Source organism: Blautia luti, from assembly GCF_013304735.1.
GTDB lineage: Bacteria > Bacillota > Clostridia > Lachnospirales > Lachnospiraceae > Blautia_A.
Genome location: NZ_JAAITI010000055.1, coordinates 1 through 16089 on the forward strand (window position 1 = coordinate 1; position 16089 = coordinate 16089).

Annotated in this window: 21 protein-coding genes and 1 pseudogene; all 22 read right to left on the reverse strand. The window is 55.0% G+C overall.

Features of this window, described 5'->3' with window-relative positions; translation table 11 throughout:
• Nucleotides 1–190: 190 nt before the first annotated feature.
• Nucleotides 191–1606, reverse strand: coding sequence for a relaxase/mobilization nuclease domain-containing protein (locus tag G5B06_RS17400; RefSeq protein WP_173772637.1), 1416 nt, complete (start codon nt 1604–1606; stop codon nt 191–193).
• Between the two features lie 79 nt (nt 1607–1685).
• Nucleotides 1686–1976, reverse strand: a complete 291-nt coding sequence (locus tag G5B06_RS17405) for a CD1845 family protein (protein ID WP_015564334.1) — start codon at nt 1974–1976, stop codon at nt 1686–1688.
• A 175-nt stretch (nt 1977–2151) separates the two neighbouring features.
• Entirely contained in the window at nt 2152–2493 is a 342-nt protein-coding gene (locus G5B06_RS17410) for a plasmid mobilization protein (RefSeq protein ID WP_154277157.1), read from the reverse strand.
• Nucleotides 2493–2675 carry a DUF4316 domain-containing protein gene (locus G5B06_RS17415; protein ID WP_144137394.1) on the reverse strand — a complete coding sequence of 61 codons (183 nt, stop codon included), beginning with the start codon at nt 2673–2675 and terminating at the stop codon, nt 2493–2495. The genes G5B06_RS17410 and G5B06_RS17415 overlap by 1 nt, the downstream gene beginning before the upstream one ends.
• 12 nt (nt 2676–2687) lie before the next feature.
• Nucleotides 2688–3311, reverse strand: coding sequence for a hypothetical protein (locus tag G5B06_RS17420; protein WP_173772647.1), 624 nt, complete (start codon nt 3309–3311; stop codon nt 2688–2690).
• Between the two features lie 99 nt (nt 3312–3410).
• A complete protein-coding gene (locus tag G5B06_RS17425; protein ID WP_117440917.1) occupies nt 3411–3812 on the reverse strand; it encodes a cysteine-rich VLP domain-containing protein in 402 nt (133 codons plus the stop codon).
• Complete coding sequence (locus tag G5B06_RS17430; protein WP_005927616.1) at nt 3813–4010, reverse strand: hypothetical protein; 198 nt, start codon at nt 4008–4010, stop codon at nt 3813–3815.
• Nucleotides 4007–4654, reverse strand: a complete 648-nt coding sequence (locus G5B06_RS17435; RefSeq protein ID WP_173772638.1) for a DUF4366 domain-containing protein — start codon at nt 4652–4654, stop codon at nt 4007–4009. The genes G5B06_RS17430 and G5B06_RS17435 overlap by 4 nt, the downstream gene beginning before the upstream one ends.
• Entirely contained in the window at nt 4641–4907 is a 267-nt protein-coding gene (locus tag G5B06_RS17440) for a DUF4315 family protein (RefSeq protein ID WP_085808128.1), read from the reverse strand. The genes G5B06_RS17435 and G5B06_RS17440 overlap by 14 nt, the downstream gene beginning before the upstream one ends.
• A 22-nt stretch (nt 4908–4929) precedes the next feature.
• Complete coding sequence (locus G5B06_RS17445) at nt 4930–6597, reverse strand: C40 family peptidase (RefSeq protein WP_173772641.1); 1668 nt, start codon at nt 6595–6597, stop codon at nt 4930–4932.
• 279 nt (nt 6598–6876) lie between these two features.
• The gene (locus tag G5B06_RS17450; RefSeq protein WP_412311819.1) at nt 6877–9306 is read right to left on the reverse strand and encodes a VirB4-like conjugal transfer ATPase, CD1110 family; all 2430 of its coding nucleotides are present in this window, start codon (nt 9304–9306) and stop codon (nt 6877–6879) included.
• Entirely contained in the window at nt 9224–9610 is a 387-nt protein-coding gene (locus tag G5B06_RS17455) for a PrgI family protein (RefSeq protein ID WP_003500106.1), read from the reverse strand. Before G5B06_RS17455 ends, G5B06_RS17450 begins: the two co-directional genes overlap by 83 nt.
• A 44-nt stretch (nt 9611–9654) precedes the next feature.
• Nucleotides 9655–10308, reverse strand: coding sequence for a DUF7007 domain-containing protein (locus G5B06_RS17460; RefSeq protein ID WP_173772643.1), 654 nt, complete (start codon nt 10306–10308; stop codon nt 9655–9657).
• A gap of 9 nt (nt 10309–10317) precedes the next feature.
• Nucleotides 10318–10959, reverse strand: coding sequence for a septation protein SpoVG family protein (locus tag G5B06_RS17465; RefSeq protein ID WP_173772645.1), 642 nt, complete (start codon nt 10957–10959; stop codon nt 10318–10320).
• Between the two features lie 42 nt (nt 10960–11001).
• A complete protein-coding gene (locus tag G5B06_RS17470; RefSeq protein WP_005927637.1) occupies nt 11002–11868 on the reverse strand; it encodes a VirB6/TrbL-like conjugal transfer protein, CD1112 family in 867 nt (288 codons plus the stop codon).
• A gap of 40 nt (nt 11869–11908) precedes the next feature.
• Nucleotides 11909–12124, reverse strand: a complete 216-nt coding sequence (locus G5B06_RS17475) for a Maff2 family mobile element protein (RefSeq protein WP_016306504.1) — start codon at nt 12122–12124, stop codon at nt 11909–11911.
• A gap of 89 nt (nt 12125–12213) precedes the next feature.
• A pseudogene (locus G5B06_RS17480) lies at nt 12214–13101 on the reverse strand (VirD4-like conjugal transfer protein, CD1115 family); the annotation flags it as partial.
• 86 nt (nt 13102–13187) lie between these two features.
• Entirely contained in the window at nt 13188–13553 is a 366-nt protein-coding gene (locus tag G5B06_RS17485; protein ID WP_009589131.1) for a hypothetical protein, read from the reverse strand.
• 77 nt (nt 13554–13630) lie between these two features.
• Nucleotides 13631–13825 (reverse strand): transposon-encoded TnpW family protein, encoded by a 195-nt coding sequence (locus tag G5B06_RS17490; RefSeq protein ID WP_019161305.1) that lies wholly within the window; start codon nt 13823–13825, stop codon nt 13631–13633.
• A 43-nt stretch (nt 13826–13868) separates the two neighbouring features.
• Nucleotides 13869–14732 carry an ATP-binding protein gene (locus tag G5B06_RS17495; RefSeq protein WP_173740189.1) on the reverse strand — a complete coding sequence of 288 codons (864 nt, stop codon included), beginning with the start codon at nt 14730–14732 and terminating at the stop codon, nt 13869–13871.
• Nucleotides 14729–15451, reverse strand: coding sequence for a phage replisome organizer N-terminal domain-containing protein (locus G5B06_RS17500; protein WP_173740190.1), 723 nt, complete (start codon nt 15449–15451; stop codon nt 14729–14731). The genes G5B06_RS17495 and G5B06_RS17500 overlap by 4 nt, the downstream gene beginning before the upstream one ends.
• Before the next feature lie 113 nt (nt 15452–15564).
• The gene (locus tag G5B06_RS17505) at nt 15565–15963 is read right to left on the reverse strand and encodes a cysteine-rich VLP domain-containing protein (RefSeq protein WP_097780863.1); all 399 of its coding nucleotides are present in this window, start codon (nt 15961–15963) and stop codon (nt 15565–15567) included.
• Between the last annotated feature and the right edge of the window lie 126 nt (nt 15964–16089).

Sequence of the window (16089 nt, forward strand, 5' to 3'; positions counted from 1 at the left end):
GAAACGGAGGTTCCAGAATAAGGGCCTCTGTTTTTTTGCGCCATTTTAGGGGCTGCCGCTAAGTGGCAAGCAATGCCTCTGTGGCCACAAGTGGCACAAAGGCGGCTTGTTGGGGCTCGCCCCAAACCCGTATCTTCGGGCCAACATGGCCCGAAGTGTCAGCGTCGCTTTGCTCCTTATTTTCATAACCTTAACGCTCCTTTTCCTGCTTTCTTCCCGGCTCGGTGTAGCCCATCAGAGTGTCAATGTTCGCCTTGATCGTGACGAGCTCCTGCATATCCCGTCGTGCCTTCTGGTATTCTCCATAGAGCTGTTTTTTCTTTGCTGTGAGCTTGCGGCCTTCCTCCTTCAGCACATCCATTTTAGGGAGCTTCGCCCCGCCCAGCAGAGAGCGCATTTCCGCTTGTGCAGCCCGGTACAGTTCAAGGTCGGCCTCATGCTCCGCAAGGAATTTCCGGCTGTACTTCGTCGCCTTATACTGCTCAAAGACTGGGCGGGTTTTGGCATACTGAACCGTTGCGGCCTTTAGCCCGGCATTGGTTTTCATGGCCTGTTCCGTCTGCTTGACCTGTTCGGAAATAACATGGAAACGGTCTGCCGCCTCGGTGGCTTTCTTCGCCAACTGCTCATAATCGGTCAGGTTATTGTCCTGTATATAGGCAAGAGCGGCGGCCATCTGCTTAATGTTAAATACCTTCGCCCAGCGTTCATATCCCGGCCCCTTACCGGCAGCCAGCTTTGCTTGAATATCCACCGCCAGACTGATTTTCCGCTCCGAGCGCCCGGGGCGTTTTTCTTTGCCCTCAATGACGGACAGAACATCTTGCAAGTCGTAGCCGTCCCCCAGCGTGGAGGCACGCAGACGGGTGAAGCGTTCCTGTCCCTGCCCGGTCAGCCGGAAGCTGATACCGCCGCCCCGAACCGTCTTGACCTCATACCCGGCCCGCTTCATCAAATTGAGAAATTCGTCCAAATCAGCGGGGCGTTCCGCCAACGCAGTATCAATGGCAAGGCGCAGCCTGTCCTGATAGGAAAGCGGCCCTTTCCGGTCTTTCTGCCACTCTCCATAGTTCCGATACTTGCCCTTGCTCCGGGGCTTCGGGTTCTCCACGATGGATAGCCCGTTTTCAAGGCACAGCCTGTCAGAGAGCCGCCGAAGGGCGAAGCTGGAGCCCCAAAAATTTCGGAATTTCCGGGTGCAGTCAAGGGTGGTGGAGTTGTAATAAATGTGACAATGGATGTGCTGCTTATCGGTGTGCGTGGTAACGATAAAAGCGTGCCGCCCCTTTGTCCAGCGCATAGCCAGCTCATAGCCGATACGGTTCGCCTCCTTCGGGGTAATCTCGCCCGGATAGAAGGATTGTCGTATCTGATAGCACAGCACATTATTTTCTTTCTTCTGTTCCCGGCCCGTCATAGCGGCATAGCTGGCCTTTGCCAAAAGGAACTCGTCTGCCACGGTGGCCGGATCACATTCATAAGCGGAGATATACTTTCCGCTTTCTGTTTTCTCCGGGTCCTTGCCATAGTCCAGACAATCCCGGATAGCCTCAGCAATCGTTTCGCCTTCGCCCGCATGGCGCTGTAACAAAGTTGTGGTAGCCAAAAATCATTCCTCCTTTCCATGAGAAAGGGGCGGCCCATCCAGACCGCCCCGACTTCGGGCCAGTATGGCCCGAGGCTGCTTAACTTGCCAGAAACCGGTACAGAGCTGATTTGCCTCCGTCCAGCGCCCAAAGAAGGGAGCCCGCCGCCGCTTGCAGTCCATACGGCGAAAGAAGGAAGGCAAGAAACAGAAATACAATCGCGCCTATGGGCGTCGGCGTGAAAAAAAGAGCGACACCCAGCACCGCCAGGATCACAGAGGCAATCGTCAGCAGGACGGCACAAATATCAAACAGGAACACCAGCAGAGCCGCCAGAAGGGACAGCGCTAAAGCAAAGGGAGCAACCAATATTTTCAGCAGTATCTTCATCTTCAAAACCTCCTTTATCTATCCTTCCTACCTCTATTTTATCATGCCTGCCCGGGGACATAAATGTTGCGAAAGATTAGTAAATCCTGTCCTAAAACTTCGGGGCATGCTGGCCCGAAGTGGTAAAAAAAGAACAGGGCGGCAAGCCCCGCAACGGAAGCCTGCCGCCCGCGTCTTACTTTGCCACCAGCTCGGAAAGCTCCCGCAGCACCTTTGACACCTCGCCCCACAGCTTTTCATAGTCCCGCTTCAATCCGTCGATTTCCTCCGGGTACACGCCATAGGTGTGTGCGTGTACGGCAACCTGATTGAGATTGTTGGAACAGCGCCGTTGCAGAGAGATCAGCTCTTTTACGGGCGTAAGGTCGATGTGCAGGATATACCCGTTCAGAGCCATTTTCCGTACATAAGCCCCGGCGTTGGAAATGCCCGCCTCGGTCATCCGCTCATGGATGGCCGCCAGCTCGTCCGGCGTTACCATGACGTGCAGATGGACATTCCGCTTGCGGTTCTCCATCAGCGTTCCAGTTCCCGGCCCTTCCGGCGCTCTTTGGGCTCCTTTACCTTGTCCAGCGGCTTTACGTCCAGCTCCGGGGGCGTGGGCGGGATGGGCGTATTGTTGGGTACGCCGTCGATCATGTTGCAGTTCTGCTCCGTGGAGAGCTCGGCGGTTTTGAGATAGTTGTCTTTTTCGTGCATAACGATCCTCCTTTATCGTTCCTCATGGTTTTTATGGCTCCGCTTCTGGCCGGGCTCCTTCGGGGGTTCCTGCCCTCTGGTTCCTTCTTTAAGCCGGGCGGTAATGGATGGGCGCACCCGGTCAGGATTGCCCGGTGCTGGTTTCAGTTCATAATCCTCCATCTGCTTTTCGGTCAGCGGCTTTGCGTAGGTCAGTTCGCCCCATGCCATCAGCCTGCCGTCTGCCACAGGACGCCGCCTGTCGTCATCGTAGTTGACGATGGAAAGAGGCTGGTTATCCGGCGGCTTCGGGTAAGTTCCTATGTCCACGGGCCGCTGGGTGGAATAATAGCGGTAAACGCCCTCCGATCCCAGCTCGGTATGCTTGACCGCCGCATGGTAAAGCTGCTGATAGTCGTCCACCCGGCGGTCAAAGTCCCTCTGCGCCCACGCCTGACTGGTTCCATAGCGGCCCCAGTAGTAATCCCGATGGCCGTTTTCCCCCTCGGTAAACTGCCAGGTCACAAAGGGGCTGGGCGCTCCCGGATTATGCCCCAGCGCAAAGCCGTGTCCGGTTTCAAAGGTGGCAGCTTTCAAAATCACATATCCTTGTACTGTCTCCAAGAGATCCCTCCTTTCTGTGCCTCGGGTCAATATGACCCGAGGTGCTGGATGTTACGAAATAAGAGGGCAGACCGGGGAGAAATATAATAAGATATTCCCACCCCGGAAACACCCTCAAAAAAGCCCGGAATGTCAAGCCTTTGGAGGCGGCAAATCGTAACAGCCGCCCGGCCTTTTCTCCCGCATTTTCCTCATGCGTTCCCGGCTTTTCCGACGGTTTCCTTCGGCCTTGCAGACGTCGGAGCAGTAGGCTTGACGCCCCTCGGGCAAAAACGCCTTTCCGCAGACCGCACAGGCCCGCAGCTCCGGGGAGATGCCTTCCGTTGTCAGCGCCGCTTGAAGCTCCGGGTCAAGGGGCAGGACAGCCTCACGGAAGTAACGGCAGTACGCCCCTGTCCAGCACTTGTGCAGCATATAACAGGCACAGTCAAGAGGAAGGCACAGGCCGCTTTCCCGGTCATAGTTGGCACACATCCCCGTGACCAGAGAACGGATTTTCTTCTTCTCGTCACGGGTCAGCTCCCGGGCGTCCATTTAAGACTTCGGGCCACGATGGCCCGAAGGGCGGGGCTCCACGATCAGCGCCCGGAACTTCTTCCGGCACTGTTTTTTCTTTCCTTTGCACTCCTTGTAGTAACGGCATCCCTTACAAGGGTCGTCATTGTCCCAGCCGGGGTGCGGTACTTCCTTCATCATTCGTTCAAAAGGGCTGCTTGTAAAATTCATTCTCATTCCTCCGTATCTTCCTCCCACGGCGGGGTAACTTCGTCCTCGGGTTCCTCTGCGATCTCCTCCAGCTCCCCGTCCTCATATTCGCAGTAATCATCTTCCAAATCCGGGGCCTCATGCTTCGGCTTGTAAATCTTGAAATAGTAACCAATCCCACCGCCGGCCAGCACCACCGCGCCGATCAGGAGCATAGAGAGAAGGGGGCTGTCCTTTTTCTCCGGCTCGGGTTCCGGTACTTCCTCCACAGGTTCGGTGGGCTTTGGCTCTGGCTCCGGGGTCACTTCTTTGGGCGGTTCCTTGCCCTGTTCGGCAAGAGGAAGAAGGTCGTCTACGGTAACGGTATTGAGGAAATAGACGTTCTCGCTGGTTTTCTGTTTGTCGATCACCAGATAAAACACGCTTTCGTCTGCTGTGGTGATGGTGTAGAACTCCTTTCCATCCTCGTCGGTGGCGTTGTCCACCACGGTTCCCGTCCCGTCTGGGGTAAAGGGGTTCTGGGTTTCCGGCTCCGCTTCGGTTTCCACCGGGGCGGGCGTTGTCTCCGGCTGCGGCTCGCTGCTCTGGGCGTAGGCCGGGACCGTAAAGATCAGGCAACACAAAAGGCTGGCAGCCATCGCCGCCAGCCTGCGAAATTTAGTTTTCTTCATGGGCTGTGTCCTCCTTTTCGGGTGCCTTCGGCTTCGGGTCAGTATGGCCCGAAGCGGTAAGGCTGTTTTTGGGGTCATTCAGAAAAGCCATAAGCTGGGCGGGCGTCAGTTTGAGGGAGCGCACCGCCTGCACGATTTGGCTGTTTTCTTCCTCCTGTTTCTGCTTTTCCAGCTCCCGGATTTTGGCCTGCCACTCGGCAGCCTTCTCCCGGGCTTTTTCCAGTTCCTTATCGAGCTTGTCGATCTTGTTCATGCAAGGACTCCTTTCCTCTGGCTCACAAACGCCCGAAGGCATAGAAATGTGTCTGCCAGTAGCTTGAATTGATGTTTGCGTATTGGATGGGCGAACCACAATGGAGCATCATCCCGTCGCCCACATAAATCCCCACATGGGACACAGGGCCAGGGCTGTCATAGGTTCCCGTGAAAAAGATAATGTCGCCGGGCTTTGCCTCGGAGGGGGAAATGATAGCACACTGATTATAAATGCCCTGCGCCGTGGTACGGGGCAGGTTGTGGACGCCGCTGGCCGTGTACACCCAGCAGACAAAGCCCGAACAGTCAAAGGAGGTGGACGGGCTGGAGCCGCCCCACACATAGGGCCAGCCGATGTACTTTGTGGCTTCTTCCATGAGCGCCGCAAAAGCCGGGTCATCCAGCGCCTCGCCGGGTATCTCATAGCTGGGGCCGGTATCTTCGCCGCCGTTGTAAATCCCTTCCCACAGATAGGGCTTGTTGCCTTTGAGCTGCTGCATAACGGTGTAGATTTCCCGCTGCTGTTCGTTAAGCCTCGGCAGGATCACGACGGGCAGCGTCTTGTTTGTGAGGGTCACATTGAGAATGTAATACTCATAGGGGACTTCCTCGGTGGTGGTTTCCCCAGTTTCCGGGTCGGTGCTGGTTTCGGTGCGGTAGCGTATCTCGACTTCCTCCGTCAAGGTCAGCTCATACTGTGCCTCAAAGATTTCTCGCAGCTCGTCCTGCACCTGTTCACGGAAATACACATGGTACTTTGCCGAGAGATAGGACGCCAGCTCATAGGGGTTATGGCCGATCTCGTCCACGGAATAGCGGTACTCGTCATAGCCGGGATGGGTGCTTTCGATGTTCGCTACCGTCTGCGCCAGCTCGTTTTCCAGTGCCGTGTAGTCCTCGTCCACGCCCAGCAGGTCCGTATCCTCCGAGGCGTAGGAGGTGCCGGATAACGCATTGGCAAGGCCGCTGCCAAGCGTGGGAAAGATAGAGCTTACCGCCGACACAAGAAAACAGAGCAGCAACAGCAGGAGCAGGACCAGCACCGCCACGGGATGTCGGGTCACAAACTGCGCCGCCCGACGGGTCGCAGTTCCCGAAGCGGCAACGGTTTTCTTTGCGGCCTTTGCGCCCTGTTTTGCAGCCGCCTTTGCTTCTTTGGAATACCGGCGTTTCAGTTTCCATTTCTGCTGCACACGGGAAAGCGGATTGCTGGCAAGCTCCGGGTGCTCGGAGGCCATCTTCTGAAAATCCATATTGGCCCGGGCTTTTATGTCCTTCCGTTCCCACTTTGCCACCTTCCGGGCTGGGTGTTCCCGCCAGCGGCGTTTGGCATAGCGGGTCAGTTTCCGAGCTCCGGCCTCTGCGGCCAGCTCGGATTTATGGGCTCCTTCCACACCCACATTTTCATGCTCAACCTCGTGTATCTTGTTGTGGACATAGAACCACGCTTCTGTACGGGCTCCCCGGACTGCCTTTTTTGCAAGCCCCGGCGGCTTCTTCGCTGCCCGTTTTGCCTCGGTCTTGTCCAGTTTCTCCCGGGCCTTTCCCAGCTTTTCCCCGGCGTGTTCCGCTTTTGCCTGTGCTTTCTGGTACTTGTCCTTTTTGCTCCCGGCCTTCTCGGCGGAGCCCTCCGGCTCCTGTGCCTTGCCGGTATCCTGCGGCCCGCCCGCTTCATCTTCCTGCCTCATGCGGTCAGAGGGACGGCTTTTCCGGCTGTCCTCTTGAAACTTACCGCTTTTGGACTTCAGGCCATCATGGCCCGAAGGGCTGTCCTGTCCGGTATCCTCGTCCTCAAACCGCAGACGCCGGGATGGTGCGGGGGAAGGTCCTTCCCGTTCAGCCGGTCCGGGGCGATTGCCCCCGGTATCCTCCGTCGGCCCCGGCCTCTGAAAATTCCGTTTGTCCGGTTTCTTTCCGATGACGTATCCCTCCTTTCCAAACCTCGGGCCAACATGGCCCGAAGTGTGTTATGCCCGGTTCATTTCCTGTTTTTTGTCCTCCGGGCGGGTGGTCATAATGGCGTACAGCTCGGTATTCTGCGGGAAGCGGTCAACAAACGGGATGGTGGTATTCCCGAAGAACAGCAACCCTTCGCCGGAATTGGTATGGGTCACATAGGAAAGCTGGTGGGGGCTGATCCCAAGCTGTTTAGCTAAAATCTGCCGGTCCCCCTGTGCCTGCGAGAGCAGCACAAGGAAGTCCGAGTTTTCAAAGATGTTCTCAATCTCTGGGCTTGCCAGAAAATCCTTTACGTTCTGCGTTAAAGCACTCGGAACGCACCCTTTTTTTCGCAGCATTTTCCAGATCGCCACACAATAGCTTGCCGTCAGACGGTCACGGAGTAGCACATGAAATTCGTCGAAGTAGCACCATGTAGCGATACCGCGCAGGAAATTCATGGACACCTGCGAGTTTACCAAGTCCTGCATAATGAGCATGGCAATCGTCCGAAGTCCGGCCCCCAGCTTTTTTAAGTCAAGGCATACCAGACGGCGGTTCAGGTCCACATTGGTTTCATGGTTGAACACGTTAAGGGAACCCGACACATAGATTTCAAGGGCAGTTGCCAGCCGTACCGCCTCGCCCTCCGGCTGGGAACAGAGCAGGTCATACAGGGTTTGGAGGGTCGGCATTTTGCTTGTTTCCGGGTCCTGCAAGTGTTCCCGGTACATCTGGCGTACACAGCGGTCAATGACGGTCCGCTCCACCGGCTGCAAGCCATCCTTGCCGCCGACGATCAGCTCCATCAGCGACAGGATAAAGTCGGCTTTCAGCGCCATCGGGTTTTCCTCGTCAAAGCTCAGGTCAATGTCCATCGGGTTGATGTGGTGGGGGCTGTCCGGGGCGATCTCGATGACCTGTCCGCCCAGCCGCCTGATAAGGGGCGAGTATTCGCCCATCGGGTCAACCACGATAATGCGGTCTTTTGTGGCAAGGAACACATTCACAAGCTCCCGCTTTGCAGCGAAGGATTTACCGGAGCCCGGCACGCCGAGGAACAGGCCGTTGGGGTTTTTGAGCTTTTTCCGGTTTGCCATGATGACGTTATGGGAAAGAGCGTTGAGCCCGTAATAGACGGCTTCGCCATCCATGCGGAGCTCCTGCGTCATAAATGGAACGAAAATGGCCGTGGAGCTGGTCGTCATGCCGCGCTTGATCTCAATGCCGTTATGGCCCAGCGGAAGGCTGGAAAGAAAACCGTCCTCCTGCTGAAAGTCCAGCCGCTTCAAGGTGCAGTTGTATTTCTGGACGATGCCGGACACCGTGAACAGGTCGTTGTCCAGCTCCCGGCGGGTCGGGGCCATGTTTACCACAAGGAAGGTCAGCAGGAACATTCGCTCATTCCGGCTCTGTAAATCTTCCAGAAGGGTCTTTGCGTCGTTGCTGTACGTCACAAGGTCGGGCGGAAGTATGTCCATGTCGTACCCTGACCGGGCTGCCTTCTTTTGTTCCTCCACCTTCATCTTGTCAATGTCGGAGACTTTGGCCTTGATGGATTTTACGGCGGCGGCCTGATCGACGGTCTGGATATGGAGGGTAATGGTCATTTCCGCATCCATTTCCAAAAGCTCCGCCAGCAGCTTGTCCGAGAGTTCCGAGGCCAAAATCTGCAAGTAGGAGGCAGCGCCCCAGGTCGTTCCCACTCGGAACAGTCGGCTGAAACGGAAATCGAAGCTGTCCGGGGCGATAAAGTCTTTGGTGGAAAGCCCGGTTTTGGGGATCATATCCCATGAAAACCGGAAGGGGGAGCCGCTGCCGGGGTGAAGCTGCCCGTGAAGAAGCTCCAGTCGTTCCAGCCCCGAAAGGGAGCGGCACTTGACGCCCAGCTTTTTGAAGTTCCCGCAAATGTCCGCCTCTACACGTTCCAGCCTTGCCCTGGCGGTGGAAAGGTCGTCCACGTTCACGCCGAAGGTCAGGAGCTTTGTGCGAACAATGCCGTTGTTGCTTTTGGCGATCTGGTTTTCCAGCATTTCCACATACTCACACCGGACGCTGTTGTAATCGTCATCCTGCATGGGGATGTTCACGCTGTACCGGCTGCCCGGGCGGCTTCGGTGGTTGAGGAAGGAAAGCTGGAACGGAAGGCTGCTGTCAAAGTAGTTGAGGCAGGCGCTCCACCCATCAAAGATGGCTGCCTGATCTTCGGACTGTGCGAGCTGGTAGTTGATGTCCTCGTATTCAATGGTTTTGGTGTAATAGCGGTCCGCTACCCGGCACACCCCGTCCCGGTACATTTCCCGGTAAGGGAGGGTCTGCTGGGCGGTGGTGGGAATGTTCTTTCCTTTCGTGAACAGGCCGGTAAGGCCCTGCTTTTCAGGCTTTCTGCCTGCGGGCTTTCCGGCCCTTCTGCTGTTTCGCAATCGGCTGCGCCTCCTTTCTGGCGCTAAGCAGCGCATAGAAGTTTTCGGTTTTGTAAGGCCGCACACGGGGATAGAGGAACCGGGTGCGGATGATGTTTTTCAGCACTTTTTCCAGCGGCAGACCGTCCCGCTCATACATAGCCAGAAAGAAGAACGGGAGCATGAGGCCGATCATCAGGAACATGGCGGCACTGTTCCCGATACTGCCACGGGAAAACAGGTAAGCCGGGAGGCCCACCGCCGCCGCGCTGGAAAAACAAACAAGCTGGCGCTTCGTTAGGTTGAAGGCCAGCTTTGTCTTGATTTTGGAAAGGTCTTTTGGTACTGGCACATAGGCCATTTTGGTACACCTCCTTTATTGCTTCGGGCCAGCATGGCCCGAGGTTATCTTGCGGCCTCTTTGGCCGGGGCTGTGCTGCGGGCAGCTTCGGCGGCCTCTCGTCCGCTCTGCCTTGCCCGCCAGTATTCGGGGTGATACTGCCGGATGGACTGATTGAGTTTTTCTTCAAACTGTCCTTTGTCCTTAATGCGGTCAGGGATTTTCCACAGCTTTTTGTCCAGCAGCTCCCGGAGCACTACGCTTTCCTGTGCGTCCTCCTCATAGCAGATATAACCCTTATCCTTGAAGCCACACTTTTTGGCCGCTGGGGAGAGGACAGCGGCTACCTCATTTGCCACCATCGTTCCGCCGTGGCTGGCGGTAGATACCAGAAACACCCCCGGACAGAGGGTTTCACAGCTCTGCACCTCGCCCCACGGGGAGCTTTTCGGCGCATGGAACATTCCGCCCGTCCGGCTCCGGTCCGCCTGCATGAGCGCCGCCTTTTCCAAGATGGCTTTCAGTTCTGGGGAAAAATAGGCATATTCCCGAAGGACACGGGCGGCGTCCCCGCCGCAGGCGTTCATCAACAGGGTATAGGCGTCGCTGTCCGCTTTGGTACAGCGGCCCAGCAGCTTGCCGTCATAGTAGCAGGCCGCATCATAGCTCGTCCGTTTGCGTGGCATGGGTTTCGCCTCCTTTCCGCTTCGGGCCAGCATGGCCCGAGGTCAACGCTCCGCGCCACGGCTGGGCTTTTCCTTCGGGGGCCGTTCCGCCTTTGCCTGTTCGGCAGCCGCTTTTCCGGCTTTGAGCTGGTCGCTGATGGATGCACGCCCCACAGAGCCACGCTCCGCCATCTGTTCCAGCTTTGCCTCATAGGCTTGCAGAACAGCGGTGTTGAGCTGTTCCCGGAACTCCTTTGTGACAGGGTAGGCCATATCCCGGTAGCCGCCTTTGCCGTCTGGCTGGCTGGGCATCCCAAGAAAGAGCCCCTTGCTGCCCTGTACGATTTTCAGATTTTCCACCACAAAGCAGTTATTGAATTTCACGCTGGCAAAGCCCATGAGGTTTTTCACAGGTTCGATGACCCGCACGCTTACATCCAGCTTCAACGGTGCGGCCGGGGTGGTGTTTGCAACCTTTTCCTGCATGGTTTCCTCCTTTCCGGCGGGAACAAGGTTCCCGTCCTTGTAGTCATAGCCTTCCGCCCGGAGTGCCGCCAGCGTGTCCGCCGATACGCACCCGGACAGTTTCAGATCGGTTTCCACCATAAAGCGCATGGTGTCTGCTTTAGAAAATTCTTCGGGGAGCTTTCCGTAGAAAGCCGGGTGCGGCTGTCCGTCCGCACCCTGTTTGTAACGCCGGGGCATACCGCCTCCTTTCCGCTTCGGGTCAGCATGACCCGAAGTCTCTTAATGGCAGCCGAAGATGGATTTTGCAAGACTGCCTGTTTTGAATAAGGTGAAACACAGCAGCACCGTATATCCCACGCATCCCCAGATTGCCCCGATGGGGTCGCCGTCGGTGGCGATACTCTGGATCAGCACCGCATAGATGGCGACACAGACTAAGATCAATAGACCTTGAAAGCCCACCGCAAAGAGGGAGCGGAAATAGTTCTGCCCCATGTGTCCGGTTTCCCTGTTGGGGACTGTGGCAAACGGGATAGGCGCTAAACTTGTGAGTAAATAAATTTCAATCATACGGCCATATACGATGACGAAAATCACGATGTTTAAGGCAATCATGGTAAGCTGGATCAGGAAGGATTGTAGCCAGAGTCCGAACAGAGGACCTAACTCCATCGCCTCAAGCTCTGTCCGCAAACTGTCCAGCACATCCGGCGTGATCTCTGTCCCGTTCTGGATAATGCCCGCTGACTGCTGTATCACATGCTGGCTCACATCAAAGACCGCCAGCACGATATTGAAGGTGTTCGTCAGGATCATCACAGCCACAAAGGTTTTGAACACCCACTTAAAAAACATCCATGTGTCAACTTCATGGAGGTTGTTGCGTTCTATGAGCATCTGTATCAGCTCATAAGTCATTACAAAAGTGAGGATGACCCCGGCGATTGGCAGGATGGCAGTTTCAGAGATCTGTCGTATCATGGAAAAGACCCCGGCGTTCCAGTCCGCCGGGGTCGTGCCTACCTGTGTGGCGATCTCGCCAACGCTCTGATTGACGTTATCGAAAAGGCCATCCAGATTTCCCATGATACCATCGACGAGCAGACCTTTCAGCCATTCAACGATTGCGTCGATGATAAAGTCCATACATCAGCTCCTTTTCTGGAAAAGGGACAACGGGTGACACTTAGCTGAACAGGCCGGACAGCAGAGGGATAAGCTGAAGACCGATCAGAACGACACCGCCGCCCGCCATGAGCTGCTTAATGCCCTGGCTTTTTGCCGCAGGGTTGTCCGACCCGTAACCTTCCAGAAGGTTGATGACGCCCCATACCGCCAGACCAGCGCCAAGAGCCATGACCAGAATTTTAAGAATGTCGATTGCCTGATTGAAAAATTCCATATACGTTCCTCCATTTTGTTTGTTTGATGGTTTTGGGTACAAAAAAAGCCGCCCACATCGGCGGCGCTTCGGGTCATCATGGCCCGAAGTTACACGAACTCGTCGCTGTCCAGATCATCGAAGTTCAATAGGTCAGCTTCTTCGTCTGTGTCGGAGCCATCCACTTCGTACACCGTGTATTCGTCCTCCGGCTTTAGTCTCAATGGCCGGTGGCGGAACAGGCTTTCCAAGCGGAAGGCGTTTTTCTTTTTATCAAATTCGGCTGTGTACTTGTAATTCGGGTGCTTTTTCAAGTCATACTTCGGGGACAGGAAGGGCGGGAGCCCCCGAAGCTGCAAGATACATTTATCCCCGGGCATGGTGGTGATCTCGCTGGTGGTCATCAGCTCCCGGCCAAGCCGCTGCATATTCTGGCTGTAACTTTCAGACTGTCCACGGCTTCGGCCCTCGGTCTGCATAGAGATGGTGGCCTTGCCCAGCCAGTTTTCCGAAATATCCTTTAGGGTGGAAGCCTCCCGGCCTCCGAGGAATACGATACTGTCCATGTTGCCCATGATGGTTTCGGAATGGTCTTTGTACAATGCCTTGCACTGGCTCATTGCCTGATAAAAGAGCGTCAGGCTGATCTCACGGGAGCGGATGACGGCCACGATCTTTTCCAGCCCCGGCACCTGTCCGGTATTGGCTGCCTCGTCCCACAGCACCCGCACATGGTAGGGCAGACGCCCGCCATAGGTGTTGTCAGCCCGTTCACACAGAAGGTTGAACATCTGCGAAAAAGCGAGGGCAACCAAAAAGTTGTAGGTGGTGTCCGTGTCGCTGATAAGAAAGAACAGCGCCGATTTTTCATCCCCCAGCTTATCCAGCTCCAGCTCGTCATAGGACATGATCTCCCGAAGCTGGGGAATATCAAAAGAAGCCAGTCTTGCACCGCAGGAAATCAAGATGCTTTTGGCTGTCTTGCCAGAGACAAATTGTCAAGGACTTTTTAATCAAATTCACAAAAAATCCACAAAAAAGGTGCTAGAAGCACTGTATGGCTCCTGACACCTCGTTTGATAGATTACATTTTTCCGTTCAGCAGGTCTTTGCAGAGATACGCATAGTCTGGCAGCTGGTTGATATATGGCTCCCAGCGCCGCTTGATTTCGGCCAATTCCAGCGGATCGGCTGCTTCCAGCGCGTGATCGTTGCCCGTCATATATAAAACATCCGTAGCTACATCGTCCAAACACCTGTAACAGAGATCGGCGGCAGATTCGATTCTGATACCGGTATCCACATAGACTGGATTTACGCCAATCGCCAGCCAGACATAGCCTACCTTGTCCGACCAGAGCAGTTCAAAATCAGGGCTTTGCCGCAGATGTTCCGCAAAGACCTCCTTTACTCGCTCAATTTCATGCTTCTCTTTTTCTGTGTAAAGCATTTTCGTGTCCTCCTTGACAAAAATTTTGGTGCGTACCATCATCAGTTTAGCACAAGACGGCTTCGTTTATCAGTCTGTCACATCTGCTGAATTTCATTTTTGAGCATACGCTTGATTTTATCACTCATGGTTTCTGTGCTGGTATTGCTGAAATGGACATGAACCTTGTAGGTCGTCTTGCCGATTTTCTTTACCATCGCCGCCGTGTTTTCCGGCGCTCTGGACGCAGTAGCGGCGTCTGCCACCTGCATAGTACGGGGTTCTTTGTTCATGGCGCTCCTTTCTCCGAACGGGTCTGTGCCGCCCGGTAAAAAATCAGTCGTGCTTACTGTTTACAATGTCTTTCGCCGCCTGCTTGGTGGCCCCGGCGTTTTCCTCCCGGAAGTTTTTCCCGGCAAAGAGGATCGGGGCGCACCGTTCTAGGATACGGTCATAGATACGAGCGTGGGCCAGGTCAGGCGGGTTTTTGAGTTCGGCCAGCTTCAGGTTGGTGGTGATGATCATGGGCCTGCGGCTGCGGTAGCGGCTGTCAATGACGAAAAACATCTGCTCCATCGCATACTCGGTACTGCGCTCCACACCCAAATCGTCAATGATAAGCAGGTCGTACTCGTCAAAGCTGGCGATAAAGTCGGCCCTGTCCTCGGAAAACATCCCCGTCAGGCGGTTCAGGATGGTGGGAAAGTTCGTCATCAGCACTGGCACATCCCGGTCAAGCAGGGCGTTGGCAATACAACCGGCGAAAAAGGACTTGCCGGTTCCCACATCTCCAAACAGCAAAAGCCCGATATTGCTCTTATATGCCTCCTTCCAGTTCTCCACATAGGCGCGGGCCTTGTCCATCAATGGGTTTTGGCCGTTGTCGTTGGCAAAGGTGTAGTCATAGAGATAGCGGTCTTGCAAGCCCTGTGCCTTTCGGCGTTTGATACGCTCCATGCGGCGCTGCCGTTCCTCGGCGGCTTTGCACTGTTCCTCGGCCTCCCGCTGGCACTGGCAGATACAGCGGGGCATGAAGTAGCCTGGTTTTCCAAAGCATGGCACAACGGTCTGCCTCTGGCCGCCGCACTTCTTACAGTGAATGAGACCGTCTGACGGATCTATATACTCGTCCTCAGCCAGTTCCGCACCAGCAGCTGCCTTGTCGATGAACGCCCGGATTTCTGCGGTAATCTCAATCATACAGTTTCATCCTCCTTTACGCTGTAATCCCGGTTGCGTGAGGGTGTGATCGTTTTTTTAGCGTCCTCACCGGCCCAGCGCCGGATGGTGGCGGCATGACTCTGATACCGCTTGCCGGTAGAAGCCATGTACTCGGACAGCTTTTCGATGTACTGGCCCCATACAGTGGGAAAGCTGGCCTGTAAGTCTGCCAGTTCCCCGTCCGTCAGGAAAACATTCTGGTAACGGCCATAGGCGGGGTGTCCCTTCTCTATCTCTATCTCTATCTCTTTCTCTAACTCTATCTCTATCTCTGGTGGACGAATGTCGGACAAATGTCCGCCGTTTGTCCGGGGCGCAGAAAGAGACTTATTTTGGAGCCTCGCAGCCCGCTTTCGCTCAGCCTCGGTAGAGGACTGGCCGATTAAAAGTTCGATGTTGCTCATGTAGAATGTGCCGCTGTCCAGCACCTCCACAAGACCCAGCTTCAAAAAGATCTGCAAGGCTCTCTCCACAGTGCCGATCTGCTGGCGGGTAATGGTGGCGATCATCTGCGCCGTGTAAGGAATGTCCTCGTCAAGCTGGAGCCGTCCACCATGTTTCAGCGATTTCAGATACAGCTTGAGCAGAATGTTGGAATACAGCACACCATCCTGCATACTTTCCAGCAGCACGATGGAATCATCGTCAAAATAGTTTTCTTTGAGTTTCAGGTAATAATATTTTCGGTTGTCTGACATAGGGTTCCTCCTTGGGGTTTCTCTTGGGATTCTGTACGCATTTTAAGACCGTTTTAGGGGGCGGAAGATAAATCTATCAGCCTGCCTTTGACACCCTCGAAAAAATCCTTGATTTACAAGGGTTTTTCAGCCCCTAAAGCGTGACATTTCTCCCGTTGTTTCCGCTTGCGCTTTGCGGCGTTGATCCGCTTCATGCGTGCGGCACATTCCGGGCAGTATTTGGCCCGGTTGGAACCGGGGGTAAACAGCGCCCCACATACGGCGCATTTCTTTGCATTCAGCCGGTGGAACAGCGCCGTTTCCAGTTCCTTATCCTGCGGCAATACCGCCGCCCGAAACCACCTGCACAACAGGGAGTAGGAAATAGACTGGACACAGACACATTCCTCCCCATCGTCCAGGGCGATACAGTTTCCGTCGATGTAGTTACAGCACTCATGCACCAGCCTCCGCACTCTGCGGTACTGGCGGTAATCCATGACGGGGATAGGTTCAGACTTATTGTTCTTCATAAATGATTTCTTTCATAAAGTTGGTAACCTCCTTAAATGAATTTATTGTTAAATATTCGTGCAAAGTATTGTTTTCTTCGTGCAAATGGCATATACTATAATTGCCAGCAGAAAGGGGTTGATCGT